At 64.3% G+C, this 17,136-nt stretch carries 16 protein-coding genes; 9 read left to right on the top strand and 7 right to left on the bottom strand.

Annotated features, from left to right (window positions below; genetic code table 11):
• Window positions 1-8: 8 nt before the first annotated feature.
• Window positions 9-902: a LysR family transcriptional regulator gene (locus C8C93_RS09765; RefSeq protein ID WP_121506741.1), complete on the bottom strand. Its 894-nt coding sequence runs from the start codon at window positions 900-902 to the stop codon at window positions 9-11.
• Between the two features lie 124 nt (window positions 903-1,026).
• Here C8C93_RS09765 and C8C93_RS09760 point away from each other — a divergent pair, with 124 nt between their 5' ends.
• From C8C93_RS09760 to C8C93_RS09750, 3 genes are read left to right on the top strand one after another with little or no spacing between them, the layout of a single operon-like run.
• A complete protein-coding gene (locus tag C8C93_RS09760; protein WP_121506740.1) occupies window positions 1,027-1,893 on the top strand; it encodes an MBL fold metallo-hydrolase in 867 nt (288 codons plus the stop codon).
• Window positions 1,894-1,946: 53 nt separating this feature from the next.
• Window positions 1,947-2,219, top strand: coding sequence for a hypothetical protein (locus C8C93_RS09755; RefSeq protein ID WP_233559301.1), 273 nt, complete (start codon window positions 1,947-1,949; stop codon window positions 2,217-2,219).
• A 3-nt stretch (window positions 2,220-2,222) separates the two neighbouring features.
• On the top strand, window positions 2,223-2,867 hold the full coding sequence (locus C8C93_RS09750; RefSeq protein ID WP_121506739.1) for a DsbA family protein: 645 nt from the start codon (window positions 2,223-2,225) through the stop codon (window positions 2,865-2,867).
• Between the two features lie 256 nt (window positions 2,868-3,123).
• Here the strand turns inward: C8C93_RS09750 and C8C93_RS09740 are convergent, their stop codons facing one another.
• On the bottom strand, window positions 3,124-4,014 hold the full coding sequence (locus tag C8C93_RS09740) for a LysR family transcriptional regulator (RefSeq protein ID WP_121506738.1): 891 nt from the start codon (window positions 4,012-4,014) through the stop codon (window positions 3,124-3,126).
• Between the two features lie 135 nt (window positions 4,015-4,149).
• Between C8C93_RS09740 and C8C93_RS09735 the strand changes: the two genes are divergently transcribed.
• From C8C93_RS09735 to C8C93_RS09715, 4 genes are all read left to right on the top strand, one after another.
• Window positions 4,150-5,148: a DMT family transporter gene (locus tag C8C93_RS09735; protein ID WP_121508727.1), complete on the top strand. Its 999-nt coding sequence runs from the start codon at window positions 4,150-4,152 to the stop codon at window positions 5,146-5,148.
• A gap of 181 nt (window positions 5,149-5,329) precedes the next feature.
• Window positions 5,330-5,698: a hypothetical protein gene (locus C8C93_RS09730; RefSeq protein WP_147433748.1), complete on the top strand. Its 369-nt coding sequence runs from the start codon at window positions 5,330-5,332 to the stop codon at window positions 5,696-5,698.
• A 584-nt stretch (window positions 5,699-6,282) separates the two neighbouring features.
• Window positions 6,283-7,626 (top strand): sorbosone dehydrogenase family protein, encoded by a 1,344-nt coding sequence (locus tag C8C93_RS09720; protein ID WP_199727008.1) that lies wholly within the window; start codon window positions 6,283-6,285, stop codon window positions 7,624-7,626.
• Between the two features lie 159 nt (window positions 7,627-7,785).
• Window positions 7,786-9,954, top strand: coding sequence for a TonB-dependent receptor (locus C8C93_RS09715; RefSeq protein WP_121506734.1), 2,169 nt, complete (start codon window positions 7,786-7,788; stop codon window positions 9,952-9,954).
• Between the two features lie 74 nt (window positions 9,955-10,028).
• Here C8C93_RS09715 and C8C93_RS09710 read toward each other — a convergent pair whose 3' ends face one another.
• From C8C93_RS09710 to C8C93_RS09690, 5 genes are all read right to left on the bottom strand, one after another.
• On the bottom strand, window positions 10,029-10,574 hold the full coding sequence (locus C8C93_RS09710) for an AAA family ATPase (RefSeq protein ID WP_121506733.1): 546 nt from the start codon (window positions 10,572-10,574) through the stop codon (window positions 10,029-10,031).
• A 208-nt stretch (window positions 10,575-10,782) separates the two neighbouring features.
• Window positions 10,783-11,769 carry a dienelactone hydrolase gene (locus tag C8C93_RS09705; RefSeq protein ID WP_121506732.1) on the bottom strand — a complete coding sequence of 329 codons (987 nt, stop codon included), beginning with the start codon at window positions 11,767-11,769 and terminating at the stop codon, window positions 10,783-10,785.
• Complete coding sequence (locus C8C93_RS09700; protein ID WP_121506731.1) at window positions 11,766-12,641, bottom strand: GyrI-like domain-containing protein; 876 nt, start codon at window positions 12,639-12,641, stop codon at window positions 11,766-11,768. The genes C8C93_RS09705 and C8C93_RS09700 overlap by 4 nt, the downstream gene beginning before the upstream one ends.
• A gap of 192 nt (window positions 12,642-12,833) precedes the next feature.
• Window positions 12,834-13,778, bottom strand: a complete 945-nt coding sequence (locus C8C93_RS09695; protein ID WP_121506730.1) for an NAD(P)/FAD-dependent oxidoreductase — start codon at window positions 13,776-13,778, stop codon at window positions 12,834-12,836.
• Window positions 13,756-14,244 (bottom strand): Rrf2 family transcriptional regulator, encoded by a 489-nt coding sequence (locus C8C93_RS09690; RefSeq protein ID WP_121506729.1) that lies wholly within the window; start codon window positions 14,242-14,244, stop codon window positions 13,756-13,758. The genes C8C93_RS09695 and C8C93_RS09690 overlap by 23 nt, the downstream gene beginning before the upstream one ends.
• Before the next feature lie 247 nt (window positions 14,245-14,491).
• Between C8C93_RS09690 and C8C93_RS09685 the strand changes: the two genes are divergently transcribed.
• Together C8C93_RS09685 and C8C93_RS09680 are read left to right on the top strand one after the other, a co-directional pair.
• Window positions 14,492-15,235, top strand: coding sequence for a class I SAM-dependent methyltransferase (locus tag C8C93_RS09685; protein WP_121508726.1), 744 nt, complete (start codon window positions 14,492-14,494; stop codon window positions 15,233-15,235).
• A 184-nt stretch (window positions 15,236-15,419) separates the two neighbouring features.
• Window positions 15,420-17,126 (top strand): trypsin-like peptidase domain-containing protein, encoded by a 1,707-nt coding sequence (locus C8C93_RS09680; protein WP_121506728.1) that lies wholly within the window; start codon window positions 15,420-15,422, stop codon window positions 17,124-17,126.
• Window positions 17,127-17,136: the final 10 nt, after the last annotated feature.

The following is a 17,136-nucleotide window of genomic DNA, read 5'->3' as shown; positions in this document are numbered from 1 at the left end:
ACCATCCCTCACCACGGCACCCCCGCAAACCGGGCCACCAAAAAATCCAGCAAGGCCCGCACCGCAGGCGACAAGTGCCGGCGCGACGGGTACAGCGCATAGATCGTCATCACCGGCAAGTCCCAGTCCGGCAGCACGGCCTGCAGCTCGCCACGATGCAGGTAGGGGTTGACCAGATACGTCGGCTGCATCGCAATGCCGCCGCCCGCCAGCGCCGCGCGCATCAGCGTGGTGGCCTCGTTGGCGCTGAAATGGCCGCTCACGCCCACGCGCTCCACCACCTCGCCGCGCGTCAGCTGCCACACGCTTTTGCCAAAGTTCGCATAGCTCAGGCAACGGTGCTGCGCCAGGTCGGCAGGCAACTTGGGCACGCCGTGCGCGGCCAGGTAGGCGGGCGATGCCACCAGCGCCGAATCGCACCGCGCCAGCGGCCGGCCGATGAGCAGCGGGTCGGGCTCGGCGCTGATGCGGATCGCCAGGTCGATGCGCTTTTCCACCAGGTTCAGCGATCCTTCGCTTGCGTCCAGGTCGATCTTTAGCTGCGGGTGCTGCGCCAGAAATTCCGCAATCGCCGCACCCATCTGCGCAAACGCAAACGACACGCTGCAGGTGATGCGCAGTTGCCCGCGCAGCGCGCCCTCGGTGGTGGTTGCGGTTTCTTCTTCCAGGTCTTGCGACAGCGCCAGCATCTGCTGGCAGCGGCGCAGCGCGTGCTCGCCCGCGTCGGTCAGCGTCACGCTGCGGGTGGTGCGCTGCAGCAGCCGCGCCTGCAGCCACTGCTCCATCTCGCCCACATAGCGCGTGACCATGGCACGCGACATATCAAGCTTGTCGGCCGTGGCGCTGAAGCTGCCGCTGGTGGCGACCTCGGCAAACACATGCATGGCGGTCAGGCGGTCCATAAGGGGTTATTTGATCGATTCGTGAAACAAATATGCGCGAATTATCGGGTTTATTGGATCGATTTGCGCAAATAAACTTCATTCCGTCATCTGCACAACCTCTCAAAACCCTGGAGAAACCACCATGTTCCGCACCACCCTCATCGCCGCCACCCTCGCCGTTGCCTTCACCGGCGCCCAGGCCGCCCAGCCACTGCAGGTCAAGGTCTACAACGCCGACGGCAACAGCTTCAACGTCAACTCCACCCTGGTCTATGGCGAGAAGGAAGCCATGGTTATCGATGCAGGCTTTACCCGCGCCGACGCGCTGCGCATTGCCGCCAACGTACTCGACACGGGCAAAGAGCTGAAGACCATCTACGTGAGCCAGGCCGACCCCGACTATTACTTTGGCGTCGAGACGCTGAAAGAAATTTTCCCCAAGGCCGACGTGGTGACCACGCCCGCCGTGCTGGAGAAGATCAATGCCAAGCTCGCTACCAAGCTCTCGTTCTGGGGCCCCAAGATGGGTGCCAATGCACCGCGCACGCCCGTGCTGCCCAAGGCCATCGCGGGCAACACGCTGAGCGTGGACGGCCAGGCGGTCGAGATCCGTGGCACCACCGGCCTGCTGGCGCACCGCCCGTATGCGTGGATCCCGTCCATCAAGGCCATCGTGGGCAACATTGGCGTGGTGGGCACCAACACCCATGTGTGGACGGCCGACACACAAACCGTGGCCGAGCGCAGCGCCTGGGTGGCCCAGCTCGACGAAATGGCCGCGCTTCAGCCCACGGTGGTGGTGCCCGGCCACATGCCCGCAGGTGGCGCGCTGGACGCCGCCAACATCAGCTACACCAAGGGCTACCTGCAAGCGTTTGAGAAAAACGCCGCTGCCACCAAGACGAGTGCGGAACTCATCGACGCGATGAAGAAGGCCTACCCCGCAGCGCCCATGGGCCTGTCGCTGGACATCGGTGCCAAGGTCAACAAGGGCGAGATGAAGTGGTGAGATGACGTGCTGAAAGCTGTCAAAGCAAGTTGTTGAAAGAAAGGAACCAGATCGTGACTACGCACCCGCTCCAACAAGTCCTGCAGCACCTGCACGCCGGGCGCTGGAACGCGGCGCACGATCTGGTGCAACACGACGGCTCCATGCTCGGCGCGTGGCTGCACGGCATCCTCCACCTGCAAGAGGGCGACCTGGAAGACGCCGAAAACTGGTACGACCGCGCCGCCCGCCATTTCCGCAGCCGGGGCACGCTGGCCGAAGAGATTGCGGCGTTTGAAGCCGCACTGATTGCGTCCGAAACATCAGACCCTCAAGAAAGAACCTGACCCATGCCCAACGTCACCGTGACCTACTTGTTTGACCCCTTGTGCGGCTGGTGCTATGCCGCCGCGCCCGCGCTCAAGTTCCTGCAAGCGCAGAAGGATGTCGAGGTGGTGCTGGCCCCCTCCGGCCTGTTTGCGGGCGCAGGCGCGCGGCCCATGGACGCGCAGTTTGCCGCCTATGCCTGGTCCAACGACCAGCGCATCCAGCAGCTCACAGGCCAGCCCTTCACGCAGGCCTACCGCGACCAAATTTTGGGTGCTGCGTCCGGCCGCTTTGATTCAGGCCCTGCCACCCTCGCGCTGACTGCCGTGGCGCAGACCGCGCCTGCGCATGAACTGGGAGCCTTGCACGCACTGCAGCACGCGCGCTATGTGGAAGGCCGCGACACCGCAGAACCGGAGGTGCTGGCAGACCTGTTGCGGGCTTTGGGCCTGGCCGATGCCGCCGCGTTGACGCTGGCACCCGACGCCGCACTGCACAGCGTGGTGGCCGAGCGCGTAGCCCGCGCCCAGGCCACGCTGCGTGCCGTGGGTGCCCGGGGCGTGCCGCAACTGGTGGTGGCGGGGCAGGGCGGTGCGCTGCGGTTGATCGGAGGCGATGCGCTGCTGGGGCCGCGCGAGAAACTGGTAGAGCACATCCTGGCGGCCTGAGGCCCTGAACCCATGGAGGGCTCAGAACCTGTTCAAGATCTTTTCGCGGTCGCACAAGGTCCTTGCCGGGATGGGATGCAAGCGCAGCAACGCCGCAGACCGCCCGGCAAGGCACTTGCCCGAAGGGTTGGAGTGAAATCGGGCGATTGGAAGCCCCGGCTGCTTGCATGGGCACGAGCCCATGCGGCGCATCCGAAGCATCCACTCCTCCCGATTGGACTCCAATGCGATCCCCGAAAAGATTTTGAACAGGTTCTCAGGCCTTGGGCAGGAGTTCGCCCCGTCGGCCCAAGGTCCGCACCATCTGCTCGTACATCGCATCCACAGCCGGTGAGCGCAGCGACACCTTGCTGCGCAGCACCGCCACGTTCATCGAAGCCAGCGGCGGCAGGTCAAACTCCGCCGGCAGGTTCTGCAGGATTTGCAAATGGGCCGGGGCGCTGCACCGCGTGAGCACCGCCACCGCCAAACCGCTCTCCACAGCAGCCAGCTGGCCCGCCAGGCTGGAGCTGTGGTACACGATGCGGTAGGTCCGCCGCCGCGTGCCCAGCGCGGCCAGGGTGGCCTGCCGGGCCATGCTGGCCGATTCATACACCGCAATCGGCAGCGGGTCGCGCCGCCAGGCCTCGAACTGGGCGGCCCCCACCCACACCAGCGGCTCGCCGAACAAGAATCGCCCGCGTTGCGGCTTGTCCTGCGAGACCAGCGCCAGGTCCAGCTCGCCCTTCACCACACGCGGGATCAGCGACGTGGACTGCTCGCACGTCAGCTCAATCTCCACCCCCTGGTAGCGGTGCGAAAAGCTGCGCAGCACTGGCGTGAGGTAGGCCGACGCATAGTCGTCGGGCACCCCCAGCCGCACCCGGCCCGCCAGCTTGGGGCCAAACAATGCGGCATGTGCCTCAGCCTGCAAATCGAGCACGCGGCGCGCATACGACAGCAGTTCGGCGCCCGCTGGCGTCACCTCCAGGTGGCGCGGCCCGCGCAGCAGCACCGGGCGGCCCAGCGCGGCCTCCAGTTTCTTGATCTGCATGCTCACGGCCGACTGTGAGCGGTGCACCAGCGGCGCCGCGCCCGAGAGCGAGCCTGCATCCACCACGGCCACAAAGGCACGCAGCCAGTCGATCTGAAAGTCTGGATAGTTCATGGAGGCCTTTATCGGTCGGACCAGTGACGAAGGTGGTGGGGTCATCCCCAGTGGGTTGGTAGATTCGTTTATCGAATGGTAGCTGTTCGATTTATCCGTTTTACAGGATGCCTGTAAAGCGTGAGCATCGGCGGCATGAACCACTCCAAAGCCAGCACCGTCGCATCGCCTTCCTTGGCCACCACACCGCTGCCCGTCAATGCCAATGCCATCACCCGCGAGCGCGACGGCCAGTGGCTGCTCGTCGCCGGTGGCGTGCTGCTGGGCACCATCGGCGTGTTTGTGGAAGAGGCGGGCCAGCACCCGCTGGTCACCGTGTGGTTCCGCTGCGTATTCGGTGCACTGGCGCTGCTGGCCTGGTGCCTGGCCACGGGGCGGGGACAGCAACTTTTTCTGCACGGCCGTGCCTGCTGGGTGGCCTGCGCTACGGGCGTGCTCATGGTGCTCAACTGGGCGCTGTTTTTTGCAGCCATCCCACGCACATCGATTGCCGTGGCCACCGTGATCTTTCACATCCAGCCCATCTGGGTCATCGTGTTTGGCGCGTTGTTCTTGCGCGAGGCCGTGTCGCCCACGCAGTGGCTGGCCACACTGGCCGCGCTGGGCGGGCTGGTGCTGACCACGGGCTTGCTCGACGGCACCGCAGCCGCCGCAGCGGCCAGCAGCACCGGCGGCGGCAGCTATGTGGCTGGCGTGCTGATGTGCCTGGGCGGTTCGCTCTGCTATGCGGGCGTGACGCTGCTCGCCAACACACAGAAAACCATCAGCCCCTTTGCCATGGCGCTGTGGCAGTGCCTGGTGGGCGCGGTGGCGCTGGTGTGGGCGCCCTTTGTGCTGGGCTGGCCGCAGCAGGGCGCCGCGTGGGGCTGGCTGCTGGGCCTGGGCGTGCTGCACACCGGCCTGGCGTATGTGGTGCTGTTTGCCGGCATGTCGCGCCTGGGGTTGGGGCGCATTGCGGTGCTGCAGTTTGTGTACCCGCTCACGGCGGTGCTGGTGGACTGGGTGGTGTATGGCCGCACGCTCAGCCCCATCCAACTGGGCGGCGTGGGGCTGATGGCTGTGGCGCTGTGGACGATTCGGCGGCCCCGCTCGAAGGGGGTGGGTACTCCGGGCTCCATCACCGCAAGTCGCTGATCAGGCCCGCTCCCACGCTCAATGTGTGAAATGCGCCAAACGTTTGGGAGCAGCTTCGCTGTAATTTCCTGTAATCGCCAAACCGCTTTGGTGGCGCCACCATGCGCTCACTTCATCAACACGTGATGAAGCCGAGGGCGCCGAAAATCGTCACAGAGTAGGCATGAAGGGGAACTTGGCAATGAAAAAATTCATGACTGCGGTCTGCGTGTTGCTGCTGTGCGGCACAGCCTTTGCGAGGCCGACCTATGTATTCCAGCCTCAGTGGAATCAACCCAACAACAACGATGTGAACAACGGCGCCACCGGGCAGCCCTACACCCAGACTCAGATTGAGGCGTTCCTCAACAATGCGAAGGACCGCCGTTCCAGCGCACCCCTGGCCAGCCAGATTCTGGACTCGTGTGGTGTGGTCGAGGTCGAAAAAGGCTGCCATCAGGCCACGGATCCGCACATCACTATTTGGGTGGATAACCGGGTCAAATCCAACCAGGTCAAAGCGTGCCAGAAGCTCAACCCAGGCACTGCCGTGCACGCGAACGGCTGTTGACGGCACCACAACTTACCCCCGCCGGGAACGTCGTGCTGGATGGGGGTAGATGGCGCAAATCCGTTCGGGCCGCGCCTGTCAATGGCCCACCAGGTGATTGGGCAGGCTCAGCGTGAACGGCCCGTTGTGCTCGCAGGCCGTAGAGGAACGCCTCCGCAGAAATTATGCCGAAAAAGGCATCCAGCGCTTGATGGATAAGCGCTTCAAGCTATCAAATCAGTAGTATTCGGGTGGTGTGCACTACAGCGATTCCGTCAGTTGCACCACCACCGACCGATGATCCGAACCCAAGTCCGGCCCGAGGTCAAAACGCACCTCCCGCCAGCCCGTTCAAGCCAGCACAGGGTCCGGCGGCAGCACCGACAACCCTCCCCACGCGCTGGGCCAGTTGGCCACCATGCCCTTGGCGCGGCGCAGGAGGGCATCCAAGGCTACAAAGACAAAAATCGACGCGGCATTGTGTGTGCCCGCTGCCTCTATGTGGGTGCACGGTGCGCACGCCGCCGTCACACGCCGCCATCACATGCGGAACTGACGGCACTGGCCTACAGCTGCCCGCAAATCGGGCCGCCCATACTGCGTTGATGAAAATGCACCTCTGCTCCCACCGCTTCACCCAGGGGCCGCTGGCGGTGGTCCTGGCAGGGTCCATGGCTCTGGCCCTGGCCCAGCCGGCCACCCTTGGCCCCGGCCTGGGTCCGAACCCGCAATTGCCTGCACCCGAAAAAAGTGGCCTGGTGCCCACCTTCAACATCGCACCTGCACAGGGTTGGCCGCAGGGCACCCAGCCGCAGGCCCCTGCGGGGTTCAAGGTCACGGCGCTGGCGCGTGGGCTGGACCATCCCCGTTGGGTCTACACCCTGCCCAATGGCGACGTGCTGGTGGCGGAAAGCAACAAGCCACCGCCTGCAGAGGGCGCCAAAAACGTGCACTCCGACGGCCTGCGTGGCCTGGCCATGGGCCTGGTGATGAAACGCGCTGGTGCTGGCACGCCCAGCGCCAACCGCATCACGCTGCTGCGCGATACGGACGGTGACGGCGTGGCGGATGTGCGCACCGCCTTTATGCAAAACCTGCTCTCGCCCTTTGGCATGGCGTTGGTGGGCACCCAGCTCTTCATTGCCACGGCCGACGGTGTGGTGAAGGTGCCTTACGAAGCCGGGCAGACCTCGGTCAACACGGCACCCGTCAGGGTCACCGATCTGCCCGCCGGGGCCAACCACCACTGGACCAAGAACATCATCGCCAGCCCCGATGGCCGCAAGCTGTATGCCACCGTGGGCTCCAACAGCAATGTGGGTGACAACGGCATGGCGGCGGAAGAGGGCCGCGCCGCCATCTGGGAGGTGGACGTGGAGACTGGCAGCAAGCGGCTGTTTGCCACCGGCCTGCGCAACCCCAACGGCCTGGGCTGGGAGCCGCAGAGCAAGCTGCTCTGGACGGTGGTGAACGAACGCGACGAGCTGGGCAACGAGCTGGTGCCCGACTACCTCACCTCGGTGAAGGATGGCGCCTTTTACGGCTGGCCCTGGAGCTACTGGGGCCAGCATGTGGACACCCGTGTCAACCCGCCCAACCCCGACATGGTGGCCAAGGCCATCGCGCCCGACTTTGGGCTGGGTTCACACGTTGCGCCGCTGGGCCTGGCGTTCTCGGACGCCCGCATGCCAGGCGCCTACGCCAGCGGCGCGTTCATCGGCCAGCACGGCTCGTGGAACCGCAAGGAGCTGACGGGCTACAACGTGGTGTTCGTGCCTTTTGCCGACGGGCGCCCCTCGGGGCCTCCCCAGGCGTTTCTGACGGGATTTTTGAGCAAGGACGGCGATGCCTATGGCCGCCCCGTGGGCGTGGCGCTGGACGGCAAGGGAGCGTTGCTGGTGGCCGACGACGTGGGCAACGTGGTCTGGCGCGTGGTGCGGTCTGAATGACGTCTGCGTAGGTGCTCGGCCCTTCGTTGCGGTGGTTCGCATGACCGTCACGGGGCCACAGCAGACTATCCTGCGGCTTGCGGGGCTTGGCCCCTGTGCCCGCCACGCGACGCTCCGTAGAGCCCCGTTCAGAAATTCCCCAACCAGGAATCGGCACCCATGTCTTTTGCAGCCACCCATTGGCCCCACGCCGCCCAAGTTACCCAGGTTGCCCGCATCCTGGCCGGTTGCGCGTGTGTGGTGGCGCACGCCCATGCCCATGCGCAAGATAGCCCGGCCGATCCCGCCCAGTCACTGCCCACCACGCCCCCCACACTTGAAGCCCAGCAGGTCACCGGCAGCGCGCAGGCGCAGCGCCAGTTTGACAGTGCCGCCAGCCACAGCAGCGTGGCCGTGGATGCCTTCACGGCCCCCACGCCATTGGTGAACCTGTCGGAGCTGCTGGCCGGGCAGGCTGGCGTGGTGGCCACAGACCGGGGCAACTACGCGCAGGATCTGCAGATCGCGGTGCGGGGCTTTGGCTCCCGCGCCACCTTTGGTGTGCGGGGCGTGCGCATTTTGGTGGATGGCATCCCCGCCACCATGCCCGACGGCCAGGGCCAGGCGGCCACCGCGCACCTGCCTTCGGCCAGCCAGATTGAAGTGCTGCGCGGCCCGCTCGCGCAGCTGTATGGCAACGCGGCAGGGGGCGTGGTGCAGGTCACCACCCGCGCGCCCCGGCCCGGCGGTGGCGCCCAGGCGGGGGTGGCGGTGGGCGCGTCCGGCCAGCGGCTGGCGGACGCATCGGTTGACTTTGGCGACCAGCACCTGGGCGGGCTGGTGGGCATGTCGCACTTCGAAACCGAGGGCTGGCGCGGCCACAGCGCCGCGCGGCGCACGCACCTCAACGCCAAGCTGCAGGCCCAGCCCGACAGCCGCACGCGCATCACGGCCCTGGTCAACCTGTACGACCAGCCCATGGCGCAAGACCCACTGGGCCTCACGCGCGCGCAGTTCGATGGCGACCCGCGCCAGGCCAGCGCCCTGGCCACCACCTTCAACACCCGCAAGTCGGTGGGCCAGAGCCAGCTGGGCCTGGTGCTGGAGCGCCAGCTCAGCGACACCGACAGCGTGCGGCTGCGCGCCTATGGCGGTGGGCGGCAGCTCACGCAGTACCTGTCTTTCAGCGGCGCGGCGGCCAACAGCGCAGGCGGGGTGGTGGACCTGGACCGCAGCTACCAGGGCGCGGCCGCCACCTGGACGCGGGCCGTGCGCCTGCCCTCGGGCCTGCCGCTGACGTGGACGGTGGGGGCAGAGGCGAATCGCCTGTCCGAACACCGCCAAGGGTTCGTGAACAACGCGGGCACCAGCGGTGCGCTGCGGCGCGACGAGCAAGACAGTGCCGCCAACACCGATGTGTATGCCCAGGTAGACACCTGGCTCTCGCAGCGCTGGCGCGCCATCGCCGGGCTGCGCGCCAGCCAGGTGCGCGTGCAGGTGGATGACCGCTACGTCACCCCCGCCAACCCCGACGACAGTGGCGCGCGCAGCTGGCGCCACACCAGCCCCGCGTTGGGTCTGGTGTGGGCTGCCACCGACCAGCTCAACCTGTACGCCAATGCAGGCCAGGGCTTTGAAACCCCCACGCTGGCCGAGATGGCCTACAGCACCGGCAACACCGGCCCCAATTTCGGCCTGTCTGCCGCCCGCAGCCGCCAGTGGGAGGTGGGCGCCAAATGGCAGGGCGCCCACCAGCAGCTGGAGCTGGCATGGTTCGACACCCGCAGCCAAGGCGAGATCGTGCCCGTGGCCACGGTCAATGGCCGCTCGGTGTTCCAGAACGTGGACAACGTGCGGCGCCGGGGGCTTGAAGTGGGTTGGCGTGCACAGTGGGGCACCTGGGCCCCGCGCGCCAGCTACACGTACCTGGATGCCCACTTTGGCAGCGCCTACGCCGGGGCAGGGGGCGCCAACGTCGCCGCAGGCAACCAGTTGCCGGGCACAGCGCGGCACGCTGCGCAACTTGCCATCGACTACGCGCCCACCGCACGCTGGCAACTGGGTGCCACGGCGAACGTGTCGGGGCCGGTGTTTGCCAACGATGTCAACAGCGAGCGGGCCGCAGGCTTTGTCGTGCTGGGCCTGCACGCGGCCTACGGTTGGGGCGGCCAACAAGCAGGTGCAGGTGCAGGTGCAGGCACGACGCGCTGGCAGCTCTGGGCCCGGCTCGACAACGTGTTCAACCGCCACCACGCAGCCACCCTCATCGTGAACGACGCCAACGGCCGCTACTTCGAGCCCGCCGCGGGCAGGCGCCTCATGGTGGGGCTGCGCGCGCAGTTCATGTAGTCGAGGTGGTCTGGCCCCGGGGCACTTCCATCGCCACGGAAGGGCCTGCGTGCAGGCACAGCTGCAACCACGGCCTACCGCTCCGCCAACGGCACAAACACCACGGTGCGTTCCGCGCACTCCACATCGCCGGGCGGTTGCCACAGGTCGCTGGCCAGCTCAAAGATGTGCGGCGGCACCACCATCGAAAACGTCTCTCCCTGTTCGGCATTGCGCCGCAACACACGCTCGCGGCGCACCTCGCGTTGAGCATCGAGCACATACACGACCATGGCGTCGGCCCACGGCCCCATGCGGGCATAGAAGGCGTCGCGCTGGTGCTGCTGGATCAGTCCCACCTCCAGCACCACATCGTTGCCCGCATCCAGCACGGCCTCTGCGGTCTTCCAGATTTGCGCCAGGCAGCGCAGCGTGCGCGGCACATACCAGGCCATCACATCGGCCATGTCAGCCGTGTCGGGCCGGTCGGGCGAGAACAGCGTGGCCATCCAGTCGTCCAGGTTCAGCGGCACGGCGCGGTGCTGCTGCACCAGGTGGCGCACAAAGGTGGACTTGCCCGCTCCCACCGGGCCGATGACCAGGTGAATGCGGGGGGCGGGGTGGGTTGAAGCGGTGTGCATGAGAAAAAGGCTCCAGAAATGCAAAAAGCCCTCTCTGCAAGCAGGGAGAGCTTTCCATAGGGCGGACGAAAAAAAGCCCTCAACGGTGGTGGAGGGCTTTGCGGTCGCTCCGATCCCAAGGACCAGATGCGAGGTTGGCAGTGTAGGTGGCAGGCGCTGGCTGCGTCAACCCACGGGCAGCGTGGGCGCGACGAATGCCGAACTGCGCTCAGGGCGGTTTGGCTGCCGCGATGTGCCGCTGAAAGAACGCCAGCACCTGGGCATTGAAACCCTGGTGAAAAGCCGCCCGGTCAAACCCCGGTGCATCACGGCAAATCTCCGGTGCCACGTCGGCCAACGCAGGCGAACAAGGCGCCAGAAAGGCGAAGTGCCCGGCGTTGGCCGCCAGATGCCAGTCGGGCGCGCTGGGCAGGCCCTGGCGCACGGTCTCCACGCTTTGCAGCGTTACGCCATCACCACCCAGCGCCGAGGCCCACAACTGGATGGGGGTTTTGACGTGCCCCAGGCCCTTGGCATCGAAGACGCTCAAGGGGTCGACGATGACTGCCGCCCGAATGCGCGGGTCCGGCGCAGGAGTGGCGGGGATTTCTTTGCGCCGGATCTCGCCGCACAAGGGCCGGGTGGATAGCGGCGAGCACAGGTCTTGCCGTGACGTCCAGTCCGGCACGGCGCCGATGGCCACCAGGCCCGTGTAGCCGCCGCGTGAAAAGCCAAAGAAACCGACCTTGCCCGCGTCCAGCTGCGCGCGCTGGGGCCAGGCGCCCAGCATGTAATCCGTCAGCCGCTTCATGTCCACCGGCCGCGTGGCAAAGGCCGACAGGTAGCCCTGGCGGCTCAGGTCTTGAAAGTTGTCGCCCGGGTGGCTGATGGCGGCCACCACATAACCTGCGTCGGCCAGCGCGGCCGCCGTGTCGTGGTGCCCCAGGGCCGATCCGCCCGCGCCGTGCGACACCACCACCAGCGGCAGGCCCTGGCCAGCTACGGGGCAGTCACGCGTGCCTTGCAGCACCAGCGGCGCCAGGTCAATGCGGCCCGGCGGCGTGCTGCAGGGCGACCACACGGCGCCCCGCAGCGCGGGCCCGTCCTTGTCTGCAGGCACCTCGACAAAGGCAAAGCCTGCAGCGTGGGCCAGGGTGGCGGCGCAGCACAGCGCTGCGGGCAAAAGGGAACGAAAGAGCCAGCGAAAACGGGTCATAGGGAGGTGGTGGGACGGATGGGAATCAGCAGGTCGGTGCGCAGGTCCGCCTGCGCGGCGTTGCGGGGGGAGTTGAGGTAGTGCTCCAGCGTGGGGCGGTCGTCCGGCTCGTAGCCGCTGGCGGGGAGCCAGCGCGTGTGGATGGCCGCCAGTGCCGCGTTGATGCGCGTATAGGGGCCGGTGAGCGTGTGGCGTGCGTACAGCCCTGCGGGGATGTCCAGCCGTTCCAGCCCGTTGTCTGCCTCCGAGGGCGCGTCGGGGAGCACCACGGCCGCGTAGTAGCGAAAGCCGCCGCCCACGTCCTGCGGGACTCCGCACGATGCGCCCAACCGGTGGGCTGCGCGCTGCCCGCACTGCAGGTACAGCCGCCGCTGCGTGTGGGGGATGGTGGATGGCGGCCCCTGGTGGCGCAGCGCATGCAGGCGCTGTGCCGGGCGCTCGACGATCTGCACGGCCAGCGTTTGCTCGGCCTTTGTATGCGCGTTTGCGTGCTCGTTTGCGGCGCCTGAATCAAGGATGAGGCGGTGCATGTCCCGCTGGAACGCCCGTGGCGACTGCCCGGTGAACTGGCTGAACGCACGGGTGAAGGCCTGCGGGCTGTCGTAGCCCACCTCCAGCGCCACCTGCGTGATGCTCTGCCCACCTTGCTCCAGCAGCCGCGTGGCCAAGGCCAGGCGCACGCGGCGCACCGTGGCGGCCACGGTTTCACCCGCAATGCTGCTGTAGACGCGGTGGAAGTGGAAAGGGGAGAAGTGGGCAATGGCGGCAAGGTCCTCCAGCCGATGCGCTGCCAGCGGGTGCGCCACGATGTGGGCGACCACGCGGGCCACGCGGTCGCGGTAGTGCTGATCGGCGCTCTGGTCCAGTCTCATGGCCGCAGAGTGTGCCGCAGCTTGCGCCCCGGTACTTAGCCGATCTTGCTACTTTGTGGCTTGGTGCCGCGGCAGCGCTGCGCTACTTGGAGCGGCTGACAAAAATCAGCGAAGCGGTTCTGGCTAGGCGCTGCGTCGCAGGCAGTACGACAAGACGCGGCAACAACGCCAGAAGAGTTTTGTTAGCTGCTCTTATTGCCCAAACACCAGCGCCTGGTGTGCCCCCACACCCGCTAGCACGCCTTCGGCCGAGGCCAACGTGGCGTTGTGGCGCATTAGCGTCAGGTCGCCTGCGGCATACACGCCGGGCACCGTGGTCATCTTGTTCGCATCGGTGCGGAGGTACGGGCCCATGGGCCCATCGTCGAACGCGCAGCCCAGCTGCTCGGCCAGCGGGCTGGCTGGGCGGGTGGTAGCGGCCACATACAGCGCATCCAGCGGCACCACGCGCGCATCTCCGCTGCCGGTGGCCTGCAGGCGCATGCCCTGCAGCGCCTGGCCTGGGCCTTCCAGCGCGGCGATGGGTGCGGGCTCGATGGTTATGCCCAGCGCCAGCAGCCGCTCGCGCTCGGCGCTCTCCAGCGTGGTGTCGCCGTTCAGGAAGAGGGTGGTCGGGCCCCAGTCGGCAATCAGCTGCGCATGCATGGCCGAGCCTGCCGAGTGGTACAGCACGCCCAGCCGCTGGCCCGCAAATTCGTAGCCATGGCAATACGGGCAGTGCAGCACCGATGCGCCCCAGCGCTCGCGCAGGCCTGCAATCTCGGGCAAGCCATCCTGCACGCCAAACGCCAGCACCAGCTTGTGCGCCTCCATGTGCGTGCCATCGTCCAGCACCACTTCAAACCCGTTCTCTGGTGACCCAGCGCGTTGCTGCGCCGTGGCCGACACCACCGTGCCCTGCACAAAACCCACCGTGGGGTAGGCCGCCAGCTTGCGCCGCGCCTGCTCGATCATCGCCAGCGGCGGCTCGCCGTCTTGCCCGAAGAAGCCGTGCGACGCCGCCGCAAACCGGTTGCGCGGCTGGCCTGCGTCCACCACACACACCCGCCGCCGGGCGCGCGCCAGCTGCATGGCGGCCGACAGGCCGGCAAAGCTGCCGCCTATCACGATCACCTCATACGCCTGGGTGGTTGTCATTGCCGCTGTCGCCATGCTGAATCTCCTTGTGACCGTGGCACCCGGCCACCATGCGTTCATGAAACTCGGCCGACAGCTGCGCCAGCGTCACCGCGCCCAGCCGCGCCAGCAGCGCTTCTTCGGCCGCCTGGTAGGCATCGGTCAGCGCGCGGTTCACCGCTTGCTCCACGATGCAGCCGGGGCTCTCCACCCTGTTGCCCACCGCCAGCAGCGTGGGCGCGCCCAGCGCCTCGTAGATGTCGCGCAGCGTGATGTCCGCCAGCGGGCACGACAGCACCCACCCCCCGCCATGCCCCTTGGCCGACGACACAAAGCCCGCATACCGCAGCCCCGCCATCAGGCGGCGCACCACCACCGGGTTGGTCTGCATGGCCTGCGCCATCGCCTCAGATGTAGCGGGCCCCTCCATCTCTGCCATGTGCAGCAGCGCGTGGAGAACATTGGAAAGTCGGCTATCTCGTTTCATGCAACATTTAAAGTTGCGTGATGCTAGCATGCAACCAGAAACAGTGCTGGCGCACGAACAGAAAACTACTGAATTGATAGCTGCTAGCGCTTGATGGATAAGCGCTAGAGGCCAATTTGGCTTGATTTTTTCAGACGTTGCCCACCCCTGACCGTTCGGGTTGAGCCTGTCGAAACCCTGCGCTGACCTGGCAATGCCGTTGGACAAGCTCAACGCAAAAGCGCGTATCCACCACACGCAACACACCATGACCCAACCCACCGCCTCCCCCTTCACCGACCCCGCCGCCGTCGCCCGCTACGCCGAAGGCCCCCGCCGCAACGTGCCCGGCTACGACAGCCTGCTGCGCATGTCCCGCATCCTGCTGGCCGAGCGCGTGCCCGCCAACGGCCGCGTGCTGGTGGTGGGCGCAGGCGGCGGGCTGGAGCTGGAAGACATGGCGCTGGCGCAAACCGGCTGGCGGTTTGATGGCGTGGACCCCAGCAAGCCCATGCTGGACCTGGCCGCGCAGCGGCTGCAGAGCGCGGGTGTGTCGGGCGACCGCGTGGCGCTACACCACGGCACTATGCAGAGCGCACCGGCCGGGCCGTTTGATGGCGCTACGTGCCTGCTGACTTTTCACTTTGTGCCGCGTGAGCAGCGCGTGCCCATGGCGGCGGAGATCCGGCGGCGGCTCAAGCCCGGCGCGCCGCTGGTGGTGGCGCATTTGAGTGTGGCGGATGAGGTGGGCGCTGGCGGCGAGGGTGGGGAAGGGGAACGCGATCTGTGGCTGTCGCGCTATGCCGCGTTTCAGGTCGCGTCCGGCGTGCCGCCGGAGCATGCGGCCCGGGCGCGGGACAAGGTGGCGGCGGAGCTGGCGGTGCTGACGCCGGAGGAGGATGAGGCGGTTATACGTGAGGCGGGGTTTGGTGATGTGCGGATGTTTTATATGGGTTTTGCGTTTAGGGGGTGGGTCGGTTTGGTTGGGAGTGAATGTGAGGTTAGTAATTAATCTTTGTCATTTCAATAAACTGTCTGTTACACTGAGCCGCCACCTCGATGGAGCTTAATTTGGCCGCGTTAACGCAGCTGATGGTGTAAAAGTAACCCTCGTACTAGTGTTTTCCGCGCGTTGCAAGTATTCCGCGCTGGGTAGATGAGAAAGAAGTCGAGGTGGCACCTTTTGTGAGATTTCGATGGCAGATGCATTTGATGAAATGGTGCTGGCAATAGATGTTCGTTATTTTGCATCTACTGTTCTTCTGGAAGATTACAAGAAGATTGCAGCCCTAATTTATCCAAAGCCACGCTATCGGGAATTCAATATTCCAAAGAAGTCAGGTGGAAAGAGGGCAATTGCTGCTCCTCGTAAAAAACTCAAAATCCTGCAGCAGAGATTGTTGAGTTATTTAGTTGCAAAGATCGATCCACCGAAGGCCTGCGTTCATGGCTTCGTTCCTGGGCGAAATGTTGTAACTAATGCTTCAAAGCATTCCGAGAGAAATCCTAGATTTATATTAAATGTGGATTTGGAGAACTTTTTTCCAACAATCACATTTTATAGGGTTCGTGGGGTTTTTCTCAAGCGTCCATTTAATCTTTCGTACTCAGTTGCCTCAATGTTGGCGCATTTGTGTTGCCATAACGGGGTTCTTGCTCAAGGTTCTCCCACTTCTCCCATCTTGTCAAATCTGGTCTGTCGAAAGCTAGATAATGATTTGAGTGCGTTAGCAAGAAAATATCGGGCTGTCTATACGCGATATTGTGATGATATCACCATGTCCTTTGTGGCTAAGATGGCGGACAATCTTCCTGCTAATATTTGCAGTTTTAATGGGGAGGCTGTAAACATTGGCGATGAGTTGAAGGCTGTAATTGCTGCAAATGGGTTTGCATTAAACGATGAGAAGTCTAGGCTGAGTTCATCTTCTCATCGTCAAGAAATTACTGGGCTCACTGTTAACGATTTCCCGAACGTCCGTCGTCAATATATTGACTCTATCAGGGGCGCGCTGCACAGTTGGGAGGTGCACGGATACAAGTTGGCGGAGGCTAGGTGGCAAGAGACCCCTTACAAAAGAATTAGGGTTTCGAATACTGTTCCGAAGCTATGTTTCAATTTAAAAGGACGCCTCTTGTATCTTAAAATGGTGCGAGGTGGGGATGACGAAATTTATGGGCGTTTAGCAAGCAAGTTTAATAAACTTGTCGCGATAGGGGTGGTGGGAGAAGTCCCCCCTTGTAAACCTCTGCCAATTGATTATTCGGTTACCACTGCAAATGGCGCTAGGCATGCTGTGTTTGTTCTTCAGGCTCAGTGGTTCGAAAAAAATGAATTGATTTTCGAAAGGCAGGGCACTGCATTTTTTGTGGGGCAAGGTTATTTGCTCACTTGTGAGCATGTGGTCTCAAATGAGCTTTCCTCTGATGAAAAAGATGATGCAATGGGTGAGCTGGAGCAAGCAAGGCACACTGTCTTGATACCTGGAGGGAAGGAGTATCCTGTTGAGCTTGTTGCGGTACATGAACACTATGATGTTGCATTGCTAAAATTTAGTGGCGACGGTCCTGAATATATTCGGCGATTCAAGCTTTCTCAGGCTTCTGCAACTGTTGGGCAAAAAAGTTGCCTTTTGGGTTTTCCCAATTGGTCTAACGGTAGGCCTGTTACTGTGGTTAATGGTGAGGTAACTTCAGTTTATTCGCGAAGCGCTACTCAGAAGTTGGAAACTAGTCAGCAAATTCGTAAAGGAAATAGCGGCGGGCCTTTGCTCAATGCAGAACTCGAAGTTGTGGGAATGGCTACTGATGGGGCAACCTATGAGAAAGGGAACAACGAATGCCTGACGTCTGGACAAATTAGGCAATGGCTCATTGACATCAAAGCAGAGGTCCAGCTTTAGCTTAAAGCGC

Source organism: Acidovorax sp. 93 (genome assembly GCF_003633835.1).
GTDB lineage: Bacteria > Pseudomonadota > Gammaproteobacteria > Burkholderiales > Burkholderiaceae_C > Acidovorax > Acidovorax facilis.
The sequence above is the reverse complement of the archived record's forward strand: the minus strand, read 5'-3'. Positions and strand labels throughout refer to the sequence as shown.